This is a genomic window from Acidobacteriota bacterium, from assembly GCA_016715115.1.
Classification (GTDB): Bacteria; Acidobacteriota; Blastocatellia; order Pyrinomonadales; family Pyrinomonadaceae; genus JAFDVJ01.
Window position 1 is genome coordinate 360,371 of record JADKBM010000016.1, and the last position, 24,003, is coordinate 384,373.

The following is a 24,003-nucleotide window of genomic DNA, read 5'->3' on the forward strand; positions in this document are numbered from 1 at the left end:
TTCCAGATTCCAAATTCCAGATTCCAAATTCCAGATTCCAAAATCAAAGTTCAAAAATCAAAGTTCTCAGTTCCCAGTTCCCAGTTCTCAGTTCTCAGTTCTCCGTTCCCAGTTCTCAGTTCCCAGTTCCCAGTTCTCAGTTCCCAGTTCCCAGTTCCCAGTTCCCAGTTCTCAGGTCCCAGTTCCCAGTTCTCAGTTCCCAGTTCCCAGTTCCCAGTTCCCGTTTCACCATTCAAATCCCAAATCCGAAATCATAAATCCGAAATCTTCAAGATCCTGACCGCCGTCACCTTGTATTCCGGCGTGTGAACGAACCGGTCGCGGAGCGGGGTCGTGATGCGATTCAGGAAGATCTCGGGATTGTGAAAGGTCGCGAAAAGTTCTCCGTCGCGCACCGTCGGGTTGATCTTGACCGGTAACTCGGCCACACCGTAACGGCTTTCGAGCTTCACTACTTCGGCGTCTTCGACCCCGAGTTCGGCGGCGTCTTTTGGTGACACATACAGCAGATCCGAAGGCCGCAGAATCCTGTTCTTCGTCCGCAAGGTCATCGTTCCGGCGTTGAATTGATAGAGCGTTCTGCCCGTGCTCAGAAGCAGCGGGAATTCTTCGCTGACGACCTCTTTCGTCGGAATGTACTTCAACCGCCGGAGCGAGGTTTGAACACCGTTGACAAACGAGTCCGTATGCAGAACCTCGGTTCCGGGATGATCGGTGTCCGGACAATTCCACTGCAATCCGTGCGAATCGATGCGGTCGTATGTGATTCCGTAACTGCCGGGCCAAACGGCGCGGATCTCGTTCCAGATCTCTTCGGCCGACGAAAACTCGAATTGCTCGCCCTTGCCGTATGCACGCGCGACATCGCAAATGATCTCCCAATCGCTGCGCGAATTCCCGATCGGCTCGATGACCTTTCGAACGCGCGAGACGCGGCGTTCGCCGTTCATAAACGTGCCGTCCTTTTCAAAACTCGACGCCGCCGGGAAAAACACCGTGCCGAACTCCCGCGCCGTTTCGTTCATAAACATATCCTGAACGATAACGAGTTCCAGCTTGTCAAACGCCGCGAATGTCTCGGAGGCGTTTGCGTTGCTGAGGAAAACGTCGTAGCCGATGACCCAAAGCGCTTTCAGTTTCTCGGCCCGCGCCGCGTCCATCATTTGCAGCTGGCTCAAGCCCTTGCTCGATGGAATCGTCGTTTTCCAAACGCTTTCGAAATGCGCGCGCCCTTCTTCGACGGCGATCGAACCGGTCAGAATTCCGGGGTCGCAACCCATATGCGCCGCGCCCTGAACGTTGTTCTGGCCGCGCAGAGGATTGACGCCGGTGCCCCGTTTGCCGAGATTTCCCGTCAGCAGCGCGAGGTTCACGAGTCCCATCACGCCTTCGGTTCCCTGCGTGTGCTCGGTCGTGCCGAGCCCGTGGACGCACATCGCGGGTTTGACGCCGCCGTACATTCGCGCTGCGCGGCGGATCAGATCGGCCGGAACATCGCAGATCTCCGAGACACGCTCGGGCGTGTACTCGCGAACGAAATCGGCAAATTTCTCATAATCGGTGACACGCGTTCTGATGAATTCTTCGTCGACCAGCCCTTCTTCGATGATCACGTTCGCGAACGCGTTGAGCATCGCGATGTTGGTTCCCGGACGAAGCTGCAGATGTATCTTGGCGAAGCGCGTCAATTCGATCTTGCGCGGATCGATGACGATCAGGTTCGCGCCGTTGTGGCGCACCGCCTGTTTGATCCGCGAGCCGAGGATCGGATGGTTCTCAGTCGGATTCGCACCGCAGATCAGGATCGTCCGCGCCAACTCAATGTCGCGGAACGAATTCGTCGCGGCGCCGGCGCCGAGCATCATCTTCAAAGCCGCGGCCGAAGGCGTGTGGCAGACGCGAGCGCAGTTGTCGACATTGTTCGTTTCAAGACAAACGCGAGCGAACTTTTGCGCGAGATAGTTGTCTTCGTTGGTCGCGCGCGCCGATCCGAGAACCGCCGCCGCGTCCGGTCCGGCGCGTTCGACGATCTCCTTCATTTTGCGCGCCGCGAAACCGATCGCCTCGTCCCAGCTGACGGTTCGCCAGTTCCCGCCCTTTTCGCGGATCATCGGCTCGGTGACGCGGTCGTCGGCGTGAACAAAGTCGAACGCGTACGCCCCCTTGACGCAGAGATGACCGTGGTTGACCGGTGATTCGTTTACCGGTTTGATCTGAACGATCCGTTGTTCGCGACGCCCGACGCTTATCTCGCAACCCGTTCCGCAATAAGGGCAGACCGACTTGGTCCAATCGGTCGGAACGCCTCTTTCAAGGATCGATTTGTCCTCGAGCGCGCCGGTCGGACAGGTATCGACGCACGCGCCGCAACTGACGCAAGAACTATCGCGCAAAGTCGTTCCCGAATTCGGCGTGATGCGCGTTTTCCGCCCGCGATCGAAAACCTGCCAGACGTACTGCCCCTGAACCTCGTCGCAGATGCGGACGCAGCGATAGCAGTCGACGCATCGCGCCATATCGACGTGGATGTACGGATGCGAATCGTCGATCAGATGTCCGTTGACGTCCGCCGCGAAATCCTTGTCGGTCAGTCCGTATTGCCGCGCGAGGCGATGAAACGGCTTGTCCGGATACTTCTGAAACGCCGAAAGCGGATAGCGTCGCGCAAGCATCTTGAGGTTCATCTCGCGCGATTCCTCGATCTCCGGCGTATGCGTTTCGATCTCGAGCCCGTCGAGAATGTCGTTTTCGCAGGACACTATCGGATGATTCGATCCCGCGACGCGGACCAGACACAATCGGCAGGCGCCGACATCAGCGAGACGTTCGTCGTGACACAGCGTCGGAACGTCGATGCCGACCGACTGAAGAGCTTTCAGGATCGACATTTTCTTTTCGAATTGATACGGCTTTCCGTTGATCGTTACGTTAGGCATTTTGGTTTTAGTAGCGATGCGCCAACGTGTCGTATTCCTGTTGGCAGCCTGTGCACAGGAACGGGCTTTCGGTGGTTTCCCGGATGACCTTTATGATCGCCTCGAAAAGCTTGTCATCGACAAAGAAAATTCCGCCGCACATCCCGCAATACACCCTGTTCTTGTTTTCGTCGGTCTTGAAAACAGAAGGATTGAACTGATTCTGACGGTCAGCATCCAAAAACTCCCTCAATCTAACCATTCTCGTCCTCCGGGCATCAGCGTTTCGGCAATCCACCTGAGATTGCGCTCGGTTGACCTCATACAAAGCAAGGCGTATGCCTGTTTGAAATCCAACGAATGCGCAACATCCGGATCTGTTTATCGCGTATTTTCCCGCGAAGACTGCGGAAACTTACACAAAGGATTGGAGATTTGCGATTTGCGATTTGCGATTTGGGGATTCCAGGGATTCCAAGAATTCCAAGAATTCCAAGAATTCCAAGGATTCCAAGGATTCCAAGGATTCCAAGGATTCCAAGGATTCCAAGGATTCCAAGAATTCCAAGAATTCCAAGAATTCCAAGAATTCCAAGGATTCCAAGGATTCCAAGAATTCCAAGGATTCCAAGGATTCCAAGGATTCCAAGAATTCCAAGGATTCCAAGAATTCCAAGAATTCCAAGGATTCCAAGAATTCCAAGGATTCCAAGAATTCCAAGGATTCCAAGGATTCCAAGAATTCCAAGGATTCCGGGGATTCCAAGAATTCCAAGGATTCCAAGAATTCCAAAGATTCCAAGAATTCCAAGGATTCCAAGAATTCCAAGGATTCCGGGGATTCCAAGGATTCCAAGAATTCCAAGGATTCCAAGAATTCCAAGGATTCCAAGAATTCCAGGGATTCCAGGGATTCCCGGGATTCTGAATCTTGAACCTGGAACCTGGAATATGGAATGTTTGGAATGTTCGGAATCTGGAATCTTTGGAACCTGGAATCTGGAATCTGGAATCTTTGGAATCTGGAATCTTTGGAACCTGGAACCTGGAATCTGGAATCTTTGGAACCTGGAATGCTTGGAATCTGGAATGTTTGGAATTTGGTACAATCTCGAAATGCAACTGACACGTTCACAAACAGTCGGAGCACTCATTTTGCTTGCGGCGACCCTCGCGTTTTTGGCTCTGCGCTTTGCGTTTTCACGTTGAAGGCGGAAAATCATATTCGTGAGTGAACCGAAGACAATCTTCTCGATCGCCGGACCGACCGCGTCGGGCAAGACGGAACTCGGCGTCGCGCTCGCACTCCGGCTGGGCAACGGCGAAGTGGTCAACTGCGACTCGGTGCAGATATATCGCGGGATCGAGATCGCGACCGCGAAGCCGACCGAAGAAGAAAAGCGCGGCGTGCCGCATCATCTGATCGACTATGTCCCGCCGACGGTCAATTACACCTCCGCCGACTGGGCGCACGACGCCGCCCAAAAGATAGCCGAGATCGAAGCTCGCGGCGCTGTTCCGATCCTCGTCGGCGGGACCGGATTTTATCTCCGAACCTTGCTCGAACCGTTGTTCGAAAGTCCGAAGACCGATCCCGCGATTCGCCGGCGACTCCTCGCCATCAAGTACGAAAAGGGTCCTGAGCATCTGCATAAGTTGCTGACGGAGATCGATCCGGTCTCCGCCGCGAAACTCTTCCCGCGGGATTATGTTCGCGTCACGAGGGCGCTTGAGGTGTTCTATCAGACCGGCACAAAGATCTCGGAAGCGCAACCGAATCGCGCCGAACCACCGGAATTCGCGGCACGCATACGGACCTTCGTCCTCAGCCCGCCGCGCGAAGAACTCTATGCGAAGATCAACGCCCGTGCTCTGATCCACTTTGATCGGGGCCTTGTCGACGAGGTCGAACGGCTCAGGGCGAGCGGCGTCCCGGATGACACGAACGCTCTCGGCGCGCACGGATACCGGCGTGTGTGCGAGTATCTGCGCGGCGAGCGCGACCTCGCGAGCGCGATCGAGAAAACGCAACAGGACGTGCGCAATTATGCGAAACGGCAGTTAACCTGGTTTCGCAAGGAATCCGGAGTCATTTGGCTCGAAGGATTCGGGGACGAGCCGCGAATACTTGACGAACTCCTCGGCGCTCTCTGAAAATTCCCTTGTCTGCAAAAGCAAATCTGCTATAATCCAACCTGTTCGTTTTATTCAACTCAAAGTTAGAAAAAGGTTATGGAAAGATCAACCGCTCAGAATATCCAGGATGCTTTTTTGAACTCCGCGCGGCGCGACAAAGTCGCGGTACAGATCCATCTTCTCAGCGGCGCGACGCTCGCCGGCCGGATCAAGAGTTTTGACAAGTTCTCGGTATTGCTCGACGCCGGCGGGCAAGAGTTTCTGATCTTCAAACACGCGATCTCGACCATTTCACCCGAACGCCGTCGACCGGACGCGGATTAACGTTTTGCGCGGAAAATTCATCACATTCGAAGGGATCGACGGAAGCGGCAAGTCGACGCAATTGCGGTTGCTTGCGGGCGACCTCAGGATGCGCGGCCTGAACGTGCTGACGACGCTTCAGCCCGGCGGAACGCCGCTCGGAAGGCGCCTGCGTGAGTCGTTTCTCGAAACCGAAGAGAACGTACATCCGATGGCGGAACTTCTACTTTTCGCCGCGGACCGCGCGCAACACGTCAATTTCCTGATCAAGCCGGCGCTCGAAGAGGGCAAGATCGTGATTTCGGACCGCTATGCGGACGCGACCGTCGCGTACCAAGGCGCCGGTCGCGGATTCGACGAGAAGATCGTCGCGCAAGTGATCAAACTCGCGACCGACGGATTGAAGCCCGATCTGACTTTGTTTTTTGACGTTCCGATTGAGAAAGCCATCGTCCGCACGAATTCGCGCAGCGACGAGGAATCGAAGCAGAACCGGATGGACCGCGAGAACGCCGCATTTTACGGAAGGGTCCGCGAGGCTTACTTGAAGATCGCCGAGCGCGAGCCGAAACGATTCGTCGTCATCGACGCCTCCGGCTCGATCGACGAGGTGCACCACAAGGTCGTCGAGGTTGTCGGCGAGTTCTTAAGCTGACTGGCGCGTAATCTGACGGGAGCGCAAGCGTCCGCGACCGGAGCGCAAGCGTCCCCGCTTGCACTGAGCGCGGAGCGCGAACGGCGCCGGCGGAAAAGAGCGCGTGGAATTCAACGGTTTTACGGCGTTTCACGCCGTTGCAAGCGGGGACGCTTGCGCTCCAGTCGCGCTCCAATCGCAAATATGTTTGACCGGTTGATCGGAAACAGCGAAATCAAAGCCACCTTGCGGCGGATGATCCGCAACGGGCGTGTGCCTCGTTCGCTGCTGCTCGCCGGTCCGGAGGGAACAGGCAAGCGCGAATTCGCGTTCGAACTCGCGCGGGCTTTCATCTGCGCGGCGAAGATCGACGGCGAGGGTTGCGGCAAATGCCCGGCGTGCGTCCGCTGCGACAAATTCACATTTCCGGCGCCGGACGCGAAGAAGGAACATTTCGAACGCGTTTTCTTGAGCGAGCACACCGATGTCGGAACCGTCATTCCCTGCCGAAACAACATTCTCGTCGATGCGATCAGAGGGCTCGAACGTGAGGCCAACTATCGGCCGTACGAAGCCGAGGCCCGTTTCTTCATCATCGACGATGCCGACAAAATGAACGACGCGGCGTCGAACGCGTTGCTCAAAACACTCGAAGAACCGCCACCGACGTCGCATATCTTCGTCATCACGTCGCGGCCGGACAGTTTGCTGCCGACGATTCGGTCGCGCTGTCAGATCCTGCGTTTCGCGCCGGTTCCGGCAGCCGAGATCGCCGATCTGCTGACGTCGCGGCGACAGATTTCGCATTCCGACGCGGATCTGATCGCGAGGCTTTCGGCCGGCAGCGTAGGGCGCGGGATGTCGTTCGATCTCGAGCGTTTCAGGTCGCATCGCGAGCTTATGCTGGGCGTCATCCGCGGCGTCGTCGGACGCGAACGGCCGGATTTTCTCGCGCTCCTGAAGCTGGCCGAATCGCTCAGCGACGCAAAGTTCAAGGACGACTACGCGGAGCGGCTCGATTCGCTGCAGTCTCTGATCCACGACGTCTGGTCGATCAAGCTCGGCCGGACGCCGGAATCGATCGGCAACGCTGATATCAGCGCCGATCTCGTCGTGCTTTCGCGGGCGCTCGAATCCAAGCGGCTTGCCGGCTGGCTCCGGGAGATCGAAGACCTGCGCGAAGCGTCGGTTCTGAATCTGAACAAGAAGATCACGAGCGATGCATTGTTTCTCGGGATGGCGGGTTGACGCGTGAACCTATGTTGAAGTTTTTTGTTTTTTTAGCATTGCTGAGTGCGAACGTCGCCGCTCAGCAACCAAAGATCGATCCGCCCCGACCGGACGGTGCGCCGCAAATCCGGGAGTCGTTCAACTTTCCGCGATATCCAAACTTTTTCCGCGTTGGCGAGATAAAAGGGAAGATCGCCCCGGCGAAGGCGATCTACTTGCCGACGCCGACATTTCCGGAAAACGCGCGCGAAGCCGGAGTTGACGGCAAAGTCCGTGTCGACATCATCATCGCGACAGATGGAACGGTTTCCTCGGCAAAATCCGTGTCCGGCGCGAAAGAGTTCTTCCCGGCGGCCGAAACAGCCGCGGTTAACTCCCGTTTTCTACCGCCGGGCATTGAAGTTGCGGCCTATTTGACGTACGAGTTCATCATTCGCAAGCCAAACTGGTTTCTCGTCGCCTTTGATCTTTACACGATTCCGGATTCGAATCCAGGCGTTATCCGAAAGGCGTTCCCGTCCGATTGGGCGGAGGAAATTGAACTCGCGGAGCGGTTGATCGAGATTGGACGCCGGCGACCGCCGCGTCCGAACTTGGTCGGAGCTACCCGAACCGCTACCGATAACACGACGATGATTCGGGCCTCCGTTTCCCTTCCATCGCCGGAGTTGAATGCCGCCGCGACGAATCTGGCCGGCAAGATTCGTTTGCGACTTGCCGCCGACCCCGCGAGTTTGCGGCAGTTTGAGTTGGCGGAAGGCTTCATACAAGCACTTACGGCCTTTCGGAATCCGGCGATGCAGAATTATTCGACGGGTTTGCTGCGCCGGTTCGTTGACGAATCGCCGGAAAATCTGCCGCCGACCTGGATCGCCCGACTTCGCGGATTTTTGGCTGACGAACGCGGACTTGCACCCGGCGCGTACGTTGGTCGTTTGCATTTGATGATCAACGAGTTTCGTTTGTTCGAAGTCAAGTAAGTTACAATGCAAAGAAGCGGGACGAACATCCCGCGGGTCACGATGAATGAATCCTTGTCACAAGCTGCGGTTCTCGGACCTTTGGAAAGGGTAATATCGGCCGTTTTCGCAGGAGGCATCGGCGTCGGCGCGTTATTGGTCGCGGCGTTCGATCCAAGCTAGACTTCTATCTTTCCTCCCTGCCCCCTTCTTTCGCTGACCGGCATTGCCTGTCCCGGCTGCGGGCTGACGCGCGGCTTTCACGCTTTGTTTCACGGAGATATTCTGACCGCGCTCGACTTCAACGCGATGATCCCGATCTACTCGGTAATGCTCGGTTTTTTGTTTGTTTCGCTGCTGCTTGCCGCCGTCCGCGGCCGCGGATTGAGCGCGGAACGTTTTCCGGTCGCGAGCGTTTACGGAATACTGGGTCTGGCGGTCGTCTTCACGGTCCTGCGGAACCTTCCGTTTGAGCCGTTCCGGGTTCTGTATCCCTGAAACGACTTTGATTCAGGCGGCATCTTTCAGTTATCCACTCTCAGTTATTCCGGAGCATTTCTTTTTTCGGAATAGCTGAGAACTGATTGCGGATAGTGGATATCGCAATTCAAGATATTCAAGTCTCGCGGCTCAAAACTGACCGCGGATATCGCAACTTTCATCTTTCAGTTATCCACTCTCAGCTATTCCGGAGCATTTACATTTCGGAATAGCTGAAAACTGACAGCGGATAGTTGATATCGCAAATCCAAGACCGAATTGATTCCGGGTTTAGGACTCAAGATTAGATTTATCCCAGATTACGCATTAGCGGATTTTGCCCGCGAATCCTCGCCAATCGGCGCGAATGGAAATCCGGTTTAAGAGCGCGCCGAAAGACTCCGTTTTTATGAAATTGGGACACAAAGCTTCGAAAAGCGGTTTGTTCGGACGCGTTCGGACAAAATTCTATTCGCGCCGATTCGCGGAAATTCGCGGGCAAACTTTCCATTGCGTAATTCGGGTTTATTCAAAAATTCACGAGCGATCAGCTATGGAGAGCATTAGAAGGAACTTCGGGCGTAGTTACTCTGAAACTATCTCCCGAACAATGTTCGGGTTGAGTGCGGGGACGCTCGGCCCTTCGGTGCGCAAAAGCTCGACTTCCTTGACGAATTCCTCGACGATGTCGACGCCCGCGACCTTGCGCATCGGGACGCCGTTCTTGAAGATCATCCCGACCTGACGGCCGAACGTGATCCCGAGCTGGGAATCGTGCGCTTCGCCCGGGCCGTTGACGGCGCAGCCCATAATCGACAAATGCAAGGGCTCTTCGATATGCGCCAGGCGGCGTTCGACCTCAGTCACGATCTCGACGAAGTTATCGACATCGAGCCTGCCGCAAGTCGGACACGCGACGACCGTCACACCGCGCTCGCGCAGTTCGAGCGATTTGAGAATCTCCCATCCGACACGGACCTCTTCGTGCGGTTCCGCGGCGAGCGAGACGCGGATCGTGTCGCCGATGCCTTCGTGAAGCAGAATTCCGAGCCCCATCGCCGATTTGATCGTGCCGCCAAACGGAGTTCCGGCTTCTGTGACGCCCAAGTGGAGCGGATAATCGACCTTGTCCGACATCAGCCGATACGCGGCCACCATCCGGTTGACATCCGACGCCTTGAGACTGATGACGATGTCGGAGAATCCGAGGTCTTCAAGGATCCGCACGTGACGCATTCCGGATTCGACCATCGCTTCGGGCGTCGCCGTCCCATATTTCTGCAGCAGGTCCTTTTCGAGCGAGCCGCCGTTGACGCCGATGCGGATCGGGATTTTGCGAGCTTCGGTCGCGCGCACGACCTCGCGGACGCGATCGATCGATCCGATGTTGCCGGGATTGATCCGAAGCTTGTCGATTCCGGCATCGAGCGCAATGAGCGCAAGTTTGTAGTGGAAATGAATGTCGGCAACGATCGGCATATCGGTCCGCTTGCGTATCTCGGACATCGCTTTCGCCGCATCGTTGTCGGGAACGGCGATGCGGACGATCTCGCAGCCCGCGGCCTTCATCTCTTCGATCTGCCTGATCGTTCCATCGACGTCGGTGGTGTCGGTCTTGGTCATCGACTGCACCGACACCGGCGCGCCGCCGCCGATCTGGACGCCGCGAACATTTACGGATCTTGATTTTCGCATAACGTTTGGAGTTCCGCCTTCAGGCGGCCTCGCGTTTGAATTCGTCTACGCCGCCTCGGCGGAACTCCGAGCTTAGAAGAATCTCGAAATATCCAGAACCATCGTGAAGATCATCAACAGCACGATGATCGCGAGTCCGGCGAGTTGGATCTTCTCGCGGAACGCCATCGACATCGTCTTGCCGAACCAGGACAGCACTTTCTCGATGCCGAGGACCATTATCTGGCCGCCGTCAAGCAGAGGGATCGGCAGCAAATTGAACACGCCGAGGTTCAAACTGATGACCGCGAGAATCGAGAAAAGTCCCGCGATTCCTGCCTCGCGAACCACTTGCGCGATGATCTGAACGATCCCGACCGGTCCGGCAAGCCCGGCGTCCCTAACCGAACGCTCGCCCGAGAACAGCTGTCCGAAAACGCGTCCGGTGAGGCGCAGAATATCGAGGTTCTGGGTAACGGCGAAATTTGCGGCCGATCCGATCGTCGCCGGATCCCGGACCGCATCGACCGAGTTGCCGAACGCGATTCCGATCTGCCAAGCGCCTTCCGGCGTCTGTTTGGCAGTTGTCGTGATCTCCTTCGGTTCGTTGTTGCGCGTGATCGACATCGCGATCGGCTGGTCCTTGGCCTCGACGATCGCGTTTCGGACCTCCATCCGGTTGCGCACGAGTTTTCCGTTTACGGCGGTGATCATATCGCCCTTTTGCAATCCCGACTGAGCCGCCGGCATATTCTCGACGACGCGGTCGACGACCACCGGTTCGGCGCCCATATCCGGATCGAAATCGAGTTCACCGATGCCGTTGCCGTTGACCATCGTTCGCGACGGCTTGATCGTCAGCGGCAAGCGCTTTCCGTCGCGCTCGATGACGATCGCAACTTCTTTGTCGGGAGAGATCGCCGCATCTTTGCGAATCCGGTCGAACGTCGGACTTTCGATGCCGTCGAACGCGACGATCCGGTCGCCCGGCTTGATCCCGGCCTGTTCCGCGGCTCCGTTGGCCTTGACGACGCCGACGACCGGCGCCGGCATTGCCGGAATTCCGTAGATCATCGCCGCGCCGAACGGGATCGCCAATGCGAGCACGATGTTCATAAACGGGCCGCCGAGCATCACGAGAAACTTCTGCCAGCGCGGACGAAGCTCGTAGAGTTCGCTTTCCGGAACCACCTCGCCGTCCGACGCTCCGCCTTCAAGCGACGAGGTCGCTTCGTCACCGTAGAGCTTGACGTACGCGCCGAGCGGGATCGCTGAAATGCGATAGTCGGTGTGGCCGCGTTTGAAACCCCAGACGCGCGGTCCGAGCCCGAAGAACGAATACGCTTCAACCCTCATCCCCAAGATCTTGGCGACGATGAAATGCCCGAATTCGTGAATATTGATCGCGACTCCGAGAACGAAAATGACCGCTAATGTAACAACTAAGATATCCGGCATGCTTTGTAAACCCTTTGTTTGATCTAGTCTCGATTAGAATCTTGAAATTAAATTCAAGTTGCAAGGATAAAGAATAAAACGCGGCGGCGCGGTTAGGCAACCCGGCTTATGCCGTTGCGCGGCGTTCGAGTCCGGCGAGAGCCTGCGCGCGCGCCCAGGCATCGGTTTCGACGATCGTTTCAAGATCCGAGGCGGCGACCGGTGAATGCTGATCCATTACCGATTCGATAATGGCCGGGATCTCGCTCAAACGGATGCGTCCGGCAAGAAATTCGGCGACCGCGACCTCGTTTGCCGCATTCAGAACCGCCGGCATCGTCCCGCCCGCCCGAAGCGCGCGATACGCGAGCGCGAGGCACGGAAACCGGTCCGTGTCGGGTTCTTCGAAGGTGAGTTGCGAAACGCGCCGGAAATCAAGCGGTTCGAGGCAATTTTCGGAACGCGCCGGATACGTCAGCGCATATTGGATCGCATGCTTCATATCGGTCACACCGAGTTGCGCGATGATCGATCCATCGACCAGTTCGACCATCGAATGGATGACTGACTGCGGATGCACGACGACCGAAATGCGGTCCGCGTCGAATCCGAAAAGCCATTTGGCCTCAATGACTTCGAGGCCCTTGTTCATCAGCGTCGCGGAATCGATGGTGATCTTTTCGCCCATCTTCCAGTTCGGATGGTCAAGCGCCTCGGCACGCGTCGCGTTCTCGATCTCCGATTTCGATTTGGTGCGGAACGGTCCGCCCGATGCGGTCAGAATGAGTCGTTTTACATCTTTCGACGATTCGCCGCGCAGACATTGGTGGATCGCGTTGTGTTCTGAATCGACCGGCAAAAGCTCGGCGCCCGATTTCGCCGCCGCGGCGGTCATCAGTTCGCCGGCCATCACGAGAGTTTCTTTGTTCGCGAGCGCGATGCGCTTCCCGGCTTCGATCGCACGGAGCGTCGGGACGAATCCGACCGCGCCGACGGTCGCCGAAACGACTGTCTCGGCCGAAGAGTGAGTCGCGACGGCGACAAGCCCCGCCTCGCCGGTCAGAATCTCGGGTCTGTTTGATTTGAGAAGTTTGCTAAGTTCGTCGGCGGCCGATTGATCACGAACGGCGACCACTTCCGGGTCAAATCGCTCGATCTGCTCGGCAAGCACCGAAACGTTTCCGCCCGCGCCGAGCGCGACGACGCGAAACCCGTCGTTGAGATGCTCGACAACCCTTAACGTGTTACATCCGATCGATCCGGTCGAGCCGAGAATTGAAATCGCTTTCATAAATGACAGGACTCAGATTAACACAATTTGATTTTGGATTTGGGATTTGGGATTTGGGATTTGGGATTTTGGATTTTGGATTTCGGATTTGGGATATTTGGGATTTTGGATTTTGGATTTGGGATTTGGGATATTTGGGATTTGGGATCTGGGATTTGGGATCTGGGATTTGGGATTTCCAGAATTCCACGGGTTCCAGACTGGGAATCCCGAATCGCGTTGCAATCGCGTCGAGTCGGTACCATCTGCGGTAGCGGATGGTTGGTTGCGGCACTCACGGACCGAAGTATTGATGCCAACCGATCTTCAACCATCCGCTACCGAGGCTGTGTCGAAACCTTCAGAAGTTTGAGTTCATAGATCAAAATCAAGCGGCTTTCTTCTAATTGCCACTAGCTTCAGCTAGTGGGCAGCGTAACCCCAAGACTTTCTTGGCTTTAGCCCAATACTGCGGCTAAAGCCGGGATCAAGTTTGAATCTCGATTCATAAAACCGAAGACAAATCGGAGTTTTGACACAGCCTCTACCGCAGATGGTACCGACTCGTCCCGGCCCCGAATACAAAGAACCCGTGGGTTTTTCAAAGCTCACGAATCCGGAATCTGGAATTCGGAATTCGCTCCCAGGTCAACCCTCAAAGCCGAAAGCTGTTTCAATTCCCTTCGTGCCGTCGCTTTCGGTCTTCATTTCGTGAAACTTGTTGAACGAATCTGATCGGCCGCGCGGGACGCTGAGCGATTTCCATTCAGCGGCGCGGAAATGTTTCGCGAGAAAAACGATCTGGCCGACGTGATAGGCGTAATGCGTCAACTGCCGGTTGATGGCTTCGACGACCGTGTGCGGTTCGCCGCGGATCGTCACCGATTTTTGAAGATCATCCGCCGTCAGCGATTCAAGAGTTACGAAAAGCGTCGCCCACCCGGATTCCCAGTATTCCGTCATCGAAACCCGCGTTTCGCCTTGAAACTCAAACTCCGAATCGCGGTTCCTGTCCGGCGATTCGCCGTCCGAAGTCAGAAAAGCCCGCCAGCGCGAACGCTGGTTTCCGGCAATATGCTTGACGATCAAAGCGATCGAATTCGATTCCTCGTCGATCTGCCGGAAAAACTCTTCATCCGACACTTGTCCGATCGAGCGGTCGGCGAGTGTCTTGTAATTGCGAAAAGACCGTATCGCGTCGGCGAGATAGTTCTCGTTGATTCGCATAACGTTGATCTAATCGAGGTTTATCGCCGAACGGTGGAAACGCATAATCGTGTTCGGGTCCGGCAACAAAGAGATCTTTGAGTTTGCCTTGCCGTCGTAATCGCACATCGACAAGACGTAACGCATGCTTTCAAGGCGCGCCTTCCGTTTATTGTTTGCTTTAACGATCACCCAGGGGCTGAAAGAAGTGTGGGTCTTGCTGAACATCAATTCCTTGAAATGCGTGTATTTGTCCCACATTTCCTGTGCGAGCGCATCGATCGGGCTCAGTTTCCACTGTTTCAAGGGATTGATCTTCCGTGAATCGAATCGGCGCTGCTGTTCGTCTTTCGAAATCGAAAACCAGAATTTTATGACCGTGATGCCGTCTTCGTAAAGCATATGCTCAAACTCCGGCACCTGGCGAATGAACTGATCGTACTGCACATCGCCACAAAACCCCATCACGGGTTCGACGACCGCACGGTTATACCAACTGCGATCGAAAAAAACGATCTCGCCGCGGTTGGGCAGCTGTTTGACGTAGCGCTGGAAATACCATTGCCCCGTCTCCTCGTCGGTCGGCTTCGGGAGGGCGACGACGCGCATCGCGCGCGGGTTGAGATGTTCCGTAAACCGACGGATCGTTCCGCCCTTTCCGGCGGCGTCGCGCCCTTCGAAGACGATCGCGATGCGCTTGTTCTTCTCTTGCACCCAACGCTGGAATTTGACGAGTTCGATCTGCAGTTTTTCAAGGTCTTCCTCGTATTTGAGCAGACTCGAGATCTTTTTGGTGTCGATATCCCGCTCGTTCAGTTTCGCGAGAAATCCCCGTTGCGAGCGGACGCCAAGCAGATCTTCAAGGGTCAGGATGGCCGAGCGTTCATCGTCGTTGAAACCGTTGGTGACAATGGGGGCGATCTCTTCGGCAAGGACTTCGTTCACCGGCTTGTTCTCTTTATCTTCGGTCATAAAAATGGTCCCTCTCGTTTTTGATTTCAAGTGCGCCGAAAATTGGCGATTTTTCGAGTATATCCCCGAAACAATCAATTCGAAACCGATTTGCCAGATAAGTGCAATGAATTCTTCCCCCTCCGCTGTTAAGGAAAACTACTTTTTCACGTTTCGCCGGTAATAGCTCCGGATGTAATCTCGCATCCAGATCTGCCACCAACCAATGCCGTGCTTCTTGGCTTCGCGATTGGCGGCGCGATCGGTCCAGCCGTCGGCCAGCATCCGATAGACCGCGATCACGGTCCCGGTGCGATCGGCTCCGCGTTTGCAATGGATGAAGATCGGTTGATTCGTCGGATCGCGTATGACGTCGATGATCCGATGGATCTCGTCGTCGGTCGGTGAGAACCAATTGCTCAAACGCATATTGATGAAGTTGATCCCGTGCGCGGCCGCTTGCGCCTGTTCGCGCAAAACCGAACTTTGCGTGTCCCGAAAACTGATGATCGTCCGCACGCCGAGTTCGGCGAGCCGCTTGACGCCTGCGGCCGTTGGCTGGCCGCCGCGATAGAGCGTTTCGTTGACCTCAGAGAAGTTTGGCAGGTCGTCGTCCATCCGATTTTCGGAAACTTACCAGATTTGGGCCGCGATTGCTAATTTTCGGTGATTGGAATAATAATGAAGCAGTTTTTTGCGGATGAACTCCAAAATATACAGCCCCCTGGTCCTGGTCCTCGTGCTCGCGATGGCGGCGTTGTCCGTTTTCGCCGAGAGACTTCCGGTCAAAACGTACACTTCGGTCGACGGTCTCGGGAGCGGTTTCGTCGATTCGATCTTTCGCGACTCGCGCGGATTTATGTGGTTCTGCACACGCGACGGGCTTTCACGATTTGACGGTTCGCGGTTCGTCAATTATCAGATCGAAGAAAAAGGGACGTCGCCTGGCGTTGAGAGCATATTCGAAGCGCGCAACGGAGACTATTGGGTCTCGACGACAAGCGGAACCTATCGATTCAACCCGAACGAAAACTCGCTCGCGGGAAAAAGCTCGTCGAACCTGAATGCCGAATACGTGTCCGGCTCGCGCGGTTCGTTTATTGAGGATCGCAACGGCACCCTGTGGATGGCCTCGGGGACATTGATGCGACTCGAGGTTGAAGACGGCAAGCGAACGTTCAAGACGGTCGATTGGAAGATACCGCAGAAACCGAACACGACATTCAGCACATTTCGCGTCCTTGAGGCGGATGACGGCAGTTTGTGGCTCTTCACGTCTTGGGGAATAGCCAGAAAACTGCCGGACGGTCGAATGGTCGTTTACACGTTCGATCAGCAGGTATACGGCGGCAACGGATCGGTGGAAATGATCATCGACAAAGGCGGTCGGATCTGGATCTCATTGATGAACGATACTTTCGTCATCAAGCCTGAGCCGATCGAGCTCATCAATGAAGCAGACCCGATCTCCATCCGACAATTGCGACCGACGTCCGTTTTCAAGTTGAAAGCGAACGATCCGGTTCAAATGCCGAAGATTAGCGGCGAGATCTTCTCTTTGCGGATCGATGCCCCCGAGATATCGTTCGTGCGGCGGCTTTTTCAAAGTTCGGACGGCGACGTCTGGATCAGCGTCGGAGATAGGCTTTTTCAAATCTCGAGCAACGTGATGATCGCCCATTCGGCCGATGAAGGCCTGCCGGAAAATATGGCCCGGATGGGCGAGGACGCGGCCGGGAATCTATGGATCGGCGGCAACTCCGTCCTCGCGAGGCTCGACCGGCACGGGATGATAACGTTCGACAAGGCTGACGGTGCGCAGTCGTCGCGTTTCGCCGCGATCAGCGAAGGGTCGGACGGGAGTGTCTATTTCGCGAACTCCGACACCTATTTCGCGCGTTTTGACGGCACACGGATCGAGATCGCCCGGCCGCAGATTCCCAAGGAGATTTCCCATATTTGGACTTCACGCTTTGCATTTGTCGATTCAGGGGGCGATTTCTGGATGCTTTCGACCGGCAGTTTGTTCAGGTTTTCGGGCGTCAAGAACTTCGCCGACCTCAATGGCCGTCGGCCCGACAGGATCTATGACAAATCGAGCGGGCTGAAATCCGACGGGATTTTTCAGATCTTCGAAGATTCGAGCGGCGACATCTGGGTTTCGACGCGCGGCATCAACAATCTCGATCACGGTCTGGCGCGGATGAAGAAAGGAACCGACACGTTTCAGACGTTTACCGAAGCCGACGGCTTTCCGCCGCGCCGTTCGCCGTCGGCATTTGCCGAAGACCGTTTCGGGAACATTTGGCTGACTTACTATGAGGGCGGCCTGTCGCGATTCGACGGCGAACGGTTCGAGTTTTTCGCGCCGGGAGAAAAACTGCCCGAGGCGCTGCTATCCGATCTGCTTATCGATCAAAAGGGCCGGCTCTGGATCGGATCGACGATCAGCGGACTGATTCGGGTTGACGACACCAGCGCCCGGGAACCGGTATTTGCTTCGATCACGACCCGAGACGGACTTTCGAGCAACAACATCCGCACGATAACCGAGGATCGATTCGGCCGCATCTATGTCGGAACTGCGAGCGGCGTCGATCGTGTCTCGCCGGAGACGGGCCACGTCAAGCATTTCTCGGTCGATGACGGCCTCGCCGCCGACTTCGTTGTCGATTCGCATCTTGATCGCGACGGAAACGTATGGTTCGCGACGGGCAGCGGTGTTTCGCGTTTGGCGCCGAAACTTGACGATACCCGCGTCCCGCCGGGCGTTTTCATCGGAAGTCTGCGCGTTGCGGGAGTTGAACAACCGGTTTCAAATCTCGGCACTCCGGAGATCGAACGCGGTGAGCTGGTCCATACGGAAAACAACCTGCAGATCGAGTTTTTCGGACTCGATTTTCGGGCTGGCGAGACGCTTCGTTACCAATACAAACTCGAGGGAGCCGACACCGATTGGAGCCCGCCAACCGAGCAGCGCAGCGTGACATTTGCAAACCTTTCACCGAGTTCCTACCGCTTCCTGGTTCGCGCGATCAGTTCTGAAGGCGTCCAAAGCGAGAAGCCGGCCGTCGTATCGTTCCGGATCCTCCCGCCGATCTGGGCTCGTTGGTGGTTCATCGCGCTGGTCGTCTTGGGGATCGCGCTGCTCGTGACGGCCTTTTACGGCTATCGTCTGGCGCGCCTGCGCGAAGTCAACGCAGCGCTTGAAGACGCGCGGCTGGCGGAAGAAAATCTGAGAAAATCGCGCGACGAGCGTCTGGCGGAACTGGAACAGGTCCGTTCGCGCATCGCGACCGACCTTCACGACGACATCGGCGCGTCTCTGACGCAGATCGCGATCCTTTCGGAAGTCGCGCAGGCACAGTCGAAAAACGGTGATTCGGAACCCCTGAAAATGATCACGAACGTTTCGAATGAGCTGGTCGGGACGATGAGCGACATCGTTTGGTCGATCAATCCGACCAAAGATCATTTTTCCGATCTGACGCAGCGGATGCGGCGCCTTGCTTCGGACGTTCTGGCGGCGAAAGGCATCGGGCTCAACTTCAACTCGTCCCATTCCGACGATGCTTTCACCGTCAACTCAAACATCCGGCGCGAGGTTTTTCTGATCTTCAAGGAAACGATCAATAATATCGTCAAGCATTCCGCGGCCGAACGCGTCCAGGTCGATGTCGGCATCGTCGATGAAAGCCTGCGTGTGATTATTCGGGATGACGGGTGCGGGTTCAGGATCAATGACGGCGATGATTCCTCCGGCCCGGACATCGACGGCGGAAACGGAATTCCGAGTATGCGCAAGCGGGCACTCGAAATGCGCGGCCGGATCGATATCGAATCGTCGCCCGGAGCAGGCACATCCGTAACCTTCAGCATACCGGTTGAGTCGACTGCCCAAACGGGTGGCGAAACCGTCGGCAAAAAGCCTTAGATTTGATTCGACCAATGAAAATCCAAACGTCAACAATCAGAACCGCGATCGTCGAAGACATCCGGAACATCCGCGAAGGACTCGTAACGCTCATCAATTTCACCGATGGTTTCGCCTGCAGCGGCGGTTATCGTTCGATGGAGGAAGCGATTCCGCGTATCAAGGGAAACGTTCCGGACGTTCTGCTTTCCGATATCGGACTGCCGGGAATGAGCGGGATCGAAGGCGTCAAGATCCTTAAAGAATCGTATCCCGATATGACCGTCCTGATGCTCACCGTTTATGAGGACGACGAACGGATCTTCGACGCTCTCTGCGCGGGCGCGAGCGGATATCTGCTCAAGCGGACGTCACCGGCGAAGATCATCGAGAACATCCGTGAAGCGGCGTCCGGCGGAGCGCCGATGTCCCCCGAGGTCGCGGCGCGCGTCATCCGGCTGTTTCGCGAAGTCCGTCCGCCTGAAAAGGTCGATTACGACCTGACGCCGCACGAGACACGGCTTCTCAAACTCCTCGTCGAAGGCCACAACTACACGACCGCGGCCGAGGAACTCGGCGTCAGCTACAACACGATCAAGTTCCATATGCGGCATATCTACGAGAAACTCCAGGTCCACTCCAAATCCGAGGCGGTCGCCAAAGCGCTTCAAAACAGGCTTATCGGTTGAGCTTGGAGCGTGAGCATTCGACAACTTCGGTCTGAAATCCAATTCACAAATCCATAATCGAATCTCCCACCCGAACGGGCGGCTTAATCCGACTTTTTTTCGAATATGTTTGAAACTGCGTCGAATTGTTCGACGAAACCAGTTTTCAAGGAGATTTCTGTATGCCGTTTCTAACACTTCGTTCCGTTCTTGCATTTCCGACTTTGTTTGCAGTTTTCGTGTTCGGACTTCCGGTTCACCTTTTGGGCGCTTCCGAACCGGCATCCGCGTCGGCCGCCGATACGCCGAATCCAGTTCGCAACACGGTGGCGTTTGAAGAGAATCGCGGTCAGTTCCCTTCGTCCGTCAGATTTCTGGCGCGGGCTGGCGGGGCCAACGTGTTTCTGACGGCGGACGAGGCGGTATACGTAATGCGTCCGGACGAGATCGGAACACCGGAGATCCTTCCCGACGATGATCTCGGAGCACGAATCGCGAGTCCGAAATCGAATCCCGCCTTCGCGCTGCGAATGAAGTTGGCCGGCTCCAATCGCTCCTCCGAATTCGAGGGCGAAGGAGTTCTGGAGCAGCGGACGAACTATTTCAAAGGCGCGGAATCAAACTGGGTGACGGACATCGCGAATTTCGAACGGGTTCGGTACGAGGACATTTATGACGGCGTGTCGATGATCTGGCACGGACTCGACGACGGCTCGACGCGTTACGACTTTGTCGTCGCTCCCGGCGCAGATGCCGGGCAGATCGCGATCGAATTCTCAGGCGCCGACAAACTCGAACTCGATACGGACGGCAACCTTCTGATTCACACGCCCGCCGGTACGATCACCCAGAAGAAACCGCTGACGTTCCAGGAATCCAATGGATTTCGGCAAGAGATCGAAAGCGAATTTGCGCTCGAAAACGACCGTGTAAGTTTCTCGATCGGCGAATATGACCGCTCGCTGCCGCTCACGATCGACCCAACCGTGACGCTCAATAATCCGGCCTTCTCGACCCTCGTCGGCTCGTTCGCAAACGAGTTCAGCAACGACATCGCGGTCGATTCCAACGGCAACACCTATATTACCGGACGGACTTTGTCCGCGAGCTACCCGACAACATCCGGAACAATTGACACCTCGGCGAACGGCCTTGAAGACGTCTTCGTGACCAAGATCAATTCTAGCGGCACCGGCATTGTTTTTTCATCCTTTCTCGGCGGAAGCGCGTACGATGAAGGCCTCGGAATCGCGGTCGATCCGTCCGGCGACGTCTATCTTGCGGGTTCTTCCGCGAGTGCGAATTTTCCGGTGACGGCCGGCGGATACGACAATTCATTCAACGGCGGCGCCGATGTTTTCGTCTCGAAGCTCAGTGCGAACGGTGCATCGCTGATCTATTCAACATACATCGGAGCGTCGCAGATCGATTATGCGCAGGATCTTGCCATCGACGCTTCCGGGAGCGCTTACATTGTTGTCCGCACATCGGATGCGATCGTCGACTATCCGACGACCGCGGGCGCGTTCGACACCACCCAGAACGGTTCGGACGATGTCGCCGTCACGAAACTGAACGGCACCGGCTCCGCTCTCATATATTCGACGTTTCTCGGCGGAAGCGCCATCGACAACGGCCGCACGATCGCCGTCAATTCGGCCGGGGAAGCCATCGTCGGCGGCGCGACGACCGACGACGTGACGGACTTTCCGACAACGGCGGGGAGCTACGACACGACTCTCAACGGCGTTACCGATTTCTTCGTAACCAGGCTGAACGCAACGGGTTCGGCGCTGGTCTTCTCGACCGTCATCGGCGGGGCAGGAATCGATAACGCGAACGGTTTGGCGATCGACGCGGCTGGAAACGTCTATGTTACCGGCATTGTAGCCCCCGGTTTTCCGACAACGGCCGGCGCGTTCGACACGACAAATCTCGGCAGCAGCGAATCGGCGGTGTGCAAACTCAGCGGCGACGGAACGACACTGCTGTACTCGACTTACATCGGAGGCACGCAGGGCGAATCGCTCGAATCCATCACGGTCGACAACTTCGGAAACGCGTATCTGACGGGAAGCAACTTCGGCGGCGATTACCCGACGACGGCCGGCGCCTACGACACCGTTTACAACGGATCGTCGGACGCCGTCCTGACGGTACTCAATCAAAATGCGTCGGCGCTCGTCTATTCGACGTATCTTGGCGGCGGCGGAGACGACCTCGCGACCGACCTCGCGATCGACGCATACGGAAATGCCTACCTGACCGGCCGGACCTCCGTCAGCGGCCCCGCCTTCCCGACGCACAATGAAGCCTATCAGTCGTTCAACGCCGGCGGCAACGACGGTTTCGTTACAAAATTCGGCGACTTCGTGATCGGAGGCAAGGTCATCGACGCCTCGACCGGAAATCCGGTTTCGAACGTGATGGTCGCCCTCAGCGGCCAGGTTTCCGGCTTCGTCATTACCGGTCCCGATGGCCGCTTCGGCTTTCTCGACACCGTTCCCGGCGAACCGCACGCCGTCTCGGCGACCCGCGCGGGCTATGCGATGAACCCGGCGATCTTCAATATCGCGTCGCTGGCGAACAATCGCGAACTGATATTCGTCGCGACCGTCGGTTCGCCGACCGGCGGATCAGGCGGAACGCTCAGATTCGAACTCGGATCATTCATCAAGAGCGAAAATGGCGGTTCGGCGACGGTGACGGTAAAACGCGTCGGCGACATTCAGACCACCGATCCCGTGACGGTCGATTTTTCGACTTCGGACGTGAACGCGACCGCCGGCCAGGACTACGTCGCAACGAGCGGTATTCTGACGTTCAACGCCGGCGAAACGCTGAAAACGATCACGGTCCCGATCTCCAACGACGGTCTTCTCGAACCGCGCGAGATGTTCAGGATCACGCTCGCCAACCCGACGAACAACGCCGAAATCGATCCGAACCGCGACGTTCTGACCGTCAATATACTCGACGAAGATCTTTCCGCGGGTGACCTGCTGATCAGCGAATTTCGCGAACGCGGCCGGCTCGGCCCCAACGACGAATTCATCAAGTTCTTCAATCCGAACGAGTTCGACATCACGGTCAACGCGCCGGACGGTTCGGCGGGAATGACCCTTGCGCGCGAGAACAACGGTCTTTTGACGCCGGTCAAGGTCATCCCCAATTTGATCACGATCCCGGCGCGCGGGTTTTATCTTTTGACAAACAACAATCCGAACGGCGGATTCTCCGTCCTTGATTATCCGACCGGAACGGGTCAGATGATCCTCAATGGCGACGACGTCTACTCGGCTGATATTCCGGACAATTCGACGCTTTTGCTGCTCAGGACCGCGAATCCGCAGAATTTCGATCAAGCGAATCTTCTCGATTCCGTCGGCTTCGGCGCGTCCGTCTGGGCCGAAGGAAAGTCGTTGCCGGCAATCGCACCGCAAAACGCGGAGATGAGTTTTGTAAGACGACTGACAACCGCCGGATTGAAGGATTCGGATAACAATCTTGCCGATTTCCTGATCGTCGATAATCAGGCGCGAGCGTTCGGGGGAAATGAGGCGAAGGTCATTTCCGTACTCGGCGCGCCGGCCCCCGAACACAGCGAATCGTTGCGGTTGATGACTTCCGGACAAGTCACTATCGAAGAAGCCGGTTCGGAATACTACGATCCGAACCCGGTCCCGAACGGCGCGCAAGGCACGCTGACCGTCTATCGGCGGATCACGAACAACTCGGGATTGCCGTTGGTCGCGCTCCGGCTGCGGGCGATCGATTTTCCGACGGTCGGAACCCTGACGCAGAGAAGATTCTCGTCGCGGCCCGATTTTCGGCTTCTGAGTTCCGCGGACGAAGGATCGGAGATCAAGGGACTGGCGCTCGCGGCCGAGTGGCTGCAGCCGAACGGCGGCGGAATAAACAGCACGCTGTCGGTCGGCGCGGTGACGCCCGGCGATCCATTGATGCCGGGCGAATCGATCGACGTCGCGGTCAAGTTCGGAGTGATGCGGTACGGTCGCCATCCGCTCGAACTGGCGGCGGAAACCACGCATTAGCTGGAATTCGGAATTGGGATTTGTGATTTCGGATTGGGACTTCCAATTCCTGTCAGCAAGGTTGCAACGCGATCCGACATCCAAGAACGATCCCGTTCTAGACGTTTTTGAATCAGGAACGATGCCGATGTCGATACTGGTCGAATTGTGGAATTAAGCCCAAATTACTCAA

19 protein-coding genes are annotated in these 24,003 nt (G+C 56.4%); 11 read left to right on the forward strand and 8 right to left on the reverse strand.

What is annotated here, in order from left to right; genetic code table 11:
• Window positions 1-251: 251 nt before the first annotated feature.
• Window positions 252-2,936 carry a formate dehydrogenase subunit alpha gene (gene fdhF, locus IPN69_19410; GenBank protein ID MBK8812878.1) on the reverse strand — a complete coding sequence of 895 codons (2,685 nt, stop codon included), beginning with the start codon at window positions 2,934-2,936 and terminating at the stop codon, window positions 252-254.
• A 7-nt stretch (window positions 2,937-2,943) separates the two neighbouring features.
• A complete protein-coding gene (locus IPN69_19415; GenBank protein ID MBK8812879.1) occupies window positions 2,944-3,177 on the reverse strand; it encodes a hypothetical protein in 234 nt (77 codons plus the stop codon).
• A 173-nt stretch (window positions 3,178-3,350) separates the two neighbouring features.
• Between IPN69_19415 and IPN69_19420 the strand changes: the two genes are divergently transcribed.
• The 8 genes from IPN69_19420 to IPN69_19455 all read left to right on the forward strand — a co-directional run bounded on the left by IPN69_19420 (window position 3,351) and on the right by IPN69_19455 (window position 8,675).
• The gene (locus IPN69_19420; protein MBK8812880.1) at window positions 3,351-4,124 is read left to right on the forward strand and encodes a hypothetical protein; all 774 of its coding nucleotides are present in this window, start codon (window positions 3,351-3,353) and stop codon (window positions 4,122-4,124) included.
• 18 nt (window positions 4,125-4,142) lie between these two features.
• Window positions 4,143-5,069 (forward strand): tRNA (adenosine(37)-N6)-dimethylallyltransferase MiaA, encoded by a 927-nt coding sequence (gene miaA, locus IPN69_19425; GenBank protein ID MBK8812881.1) that lies wholly within the window; start codon window positions 4,143-4,145, stop codon window positions 5,067-5,069.
• Between the two features lie 78 nt (window positions 5,070-5,147).
• The gene (hfq, locus tag IPN69_19430) at window positions 5,148-5,375 is read left to right on the forward strand and encodes an RNA chaperone Hfq (protein MBK8812882.1); all 228 of its coding nucleotides are present in this window, start codon (window positions 5,148-5,150) and stop codon (window positions 5,373-5,375) included.
• 4 nt (window positions 5,376-5,379) lie between these two features.
• Window positions 5,380-6,009, forward strand: a complete 630-nt coding sequence (locus tag IPN69_19435; GenBank protein ID MBK8812883.1) for a dTMP kinase — start codon at window positions 5,380-5,382, stop codon at window positions 6,007-6,009.
• A 183-nt stretch (window positions 6,010-6,192) separates the two neighbouring features.
• Window positions 6,193-7,236 (forward strand): DNA polymerase III subunit delta', encoded by a 1,044-nt coding sequence (locus tag IPN69_19440; protein ID MBK8812884.1) that lies wholly within the window; start codon window positions 6,193-6,195, stop codon window positions 7,234-7,236.
• Between the two features lie 11 nt (window positions 7,237-7,247).
• Window positions 7,248-8,198 carry an energy transducer TonB gene (locus tag IPN69_19445; GenBank protein MBK8812885.1) on the forward strand — a complete coding sequence of 317 codons (951 nt, stop codon included), beginning with the start codon at window positions 7,248-7,250 and terminating at the stop codon, window positions 8,196-8,198.
• A 6-nt stretch (window positions 8,199-8,204) separates the two neighbouring features.
• Complete coding sequence (locus IPN69_19450; GenBank protein ID MBK8812886.1) at window positions 8,205-8,360, forward strand: hypothetical protein; 156 nt, start codon at window positions 8,205-8,207, stop codon at window positions 8,358-8,360.
• 6 nt (window positions 8,361-8,366) lie between these two features.
• Window positions 8,367-8,675: a DUF2752 domain-containing protein gene (locus IPN69_19455; GenBank protein ID MBK8812887.1), complete on the forward strand. Its 309-nt coding sequence runs from the start codon at window positions 8,367-8,369 to the stop codon at window positions 8,673-8,675.
• A gap of 567 nt (window positions 8,676-9,242) precedes the next feature.
• Here the strand turns inward: IPN69_19455 and ispG are convergent.
• The 6 genes from ispG to IPN69_19485 form a co-directional block, all read right to left on the reverse strand.
• Window positions 9,243-10,352: a flavodoxin-dependent (E)-4-hydroxy-3-methylbut-2-enyl-diphosphate synthase gene (gene ispG, locus IPN69_19460; protein ID MBK8812888.1), complete on the reverse strand. Its 1,110-nt coding sequence runs from the start codon at window positions 10,350-10,352 to the stop codon at window positions 9,243-9,245.
• Window positions 10,353-10,424: 72 nt separating this feature from the next.
• Window positions 10,425-11,789, reverse strand: a complete 1,365-nt coding sequence (rseP, locus tag IPN69_19465) for an RIP metalloprotease RseP (protein MBK8812889.1) — start codon at window positions 11,787-11,789, stop codon at window positions 10,425-10,427.
• A gap of 106 nt (window positions 11,790-11,895) precedes the next feature.
• Window positions 11,896-13,059: a 1-deoxy-D-xylulose-5-phosphate reductoisomerase gene (locus IPN69_19470; protein MBK8812890.1), complete on the reverse strand. Its 1,164-nt coding sequence runs from the start codon at window positions 13,057-13,059 to the stop codon at window positions 11,896-11,898.
• 627 nt (window positions 13,060-13,686) lie between these two features.
• On the reverse strand, window positions 13,687-14,265 hold the full coding sequence (locus IPN69_19475) for a DUF1572 family protein (GenBank protein MBK8812891.1): 579 nt from the start codon (window positions 14,263-14,265) through the stop codon (window positions 13,687-13,689).
• A gap of 9 nt (window positions 14,266-14,274) precedes the next feature.
• On the reverse strand, window positions 14,275-15,216 hold the full coding sequence (ppk2, locus tag IPN69_19480) for a polyphosphate kinase 2 (protein ID MBK8812892.1): 942 nt from the start codon (window positions 15,214-15,216) through the stop codon (window positions 14,275-14,277).
• Window positions 15,217-15,354: 138 nt separating this feature from the next.
• Window positions 15,355-15,813 carry a tyrosine-protein phosphatase gene (locus IPN69_19485; protein ID MBK8812893.1) on the reverse strand — a complete coding sequence of 153 codons (459 nt, stop codon included), beginning with the start codon at window positions 15,811-15,813 and terminating at the stop codon, window positions 15,355-15,357.
• Window positions 15,814-15,895: 82 nt separating this feature from the next.
• Between IPN69_19485 and IPN69_19490 the strand changes: the two genes are divergently transcribed.
• From IPN69_19490 to IPN69_19500, 3 genes are all read left to right on the forward strand, one after another.
• Window positions 15,896-19,129, forward strand: coding sequence for a hypothetical protein (locus tag IPN69_19490; GenBank protein MBK8812894.1), 3,234 nt, complete (start codon window positions 15,896-15,898; stop codon window positions 19,127-19,129).
• A gap of 14 nt (window positions 19,130-19,143) precedes the next feature.
• Window positions 19,144-19,797: a response regulator transcription factor gene (locus tag IPN69_19495; GenBank protein MBK8812895.1), complete on the forward strand. Its 654-nt coding sequence runs from the start codon at window positions 19,144-19,146 to the stop codon at window positions 19,795-19,797.
• A 161-nt stretch (window positions 19,798-19,958) separates the two neighbouring features.
• Window positions 19,959-23,831 carry an SBBP repeat-containing protein gene (locus IPN69_19500; GenBank protein MBK8812896.1) on the forward strand — a complete coding sequence of 1,291 codons (3,873 nt, stop codon included), beginning with the start codon at window positions 19,959-19,961 and terminating at the stop codon, window positions 23,829-23,831.
• Window positions 23,832-24,003: the final 172 nt, after the last annotated feature.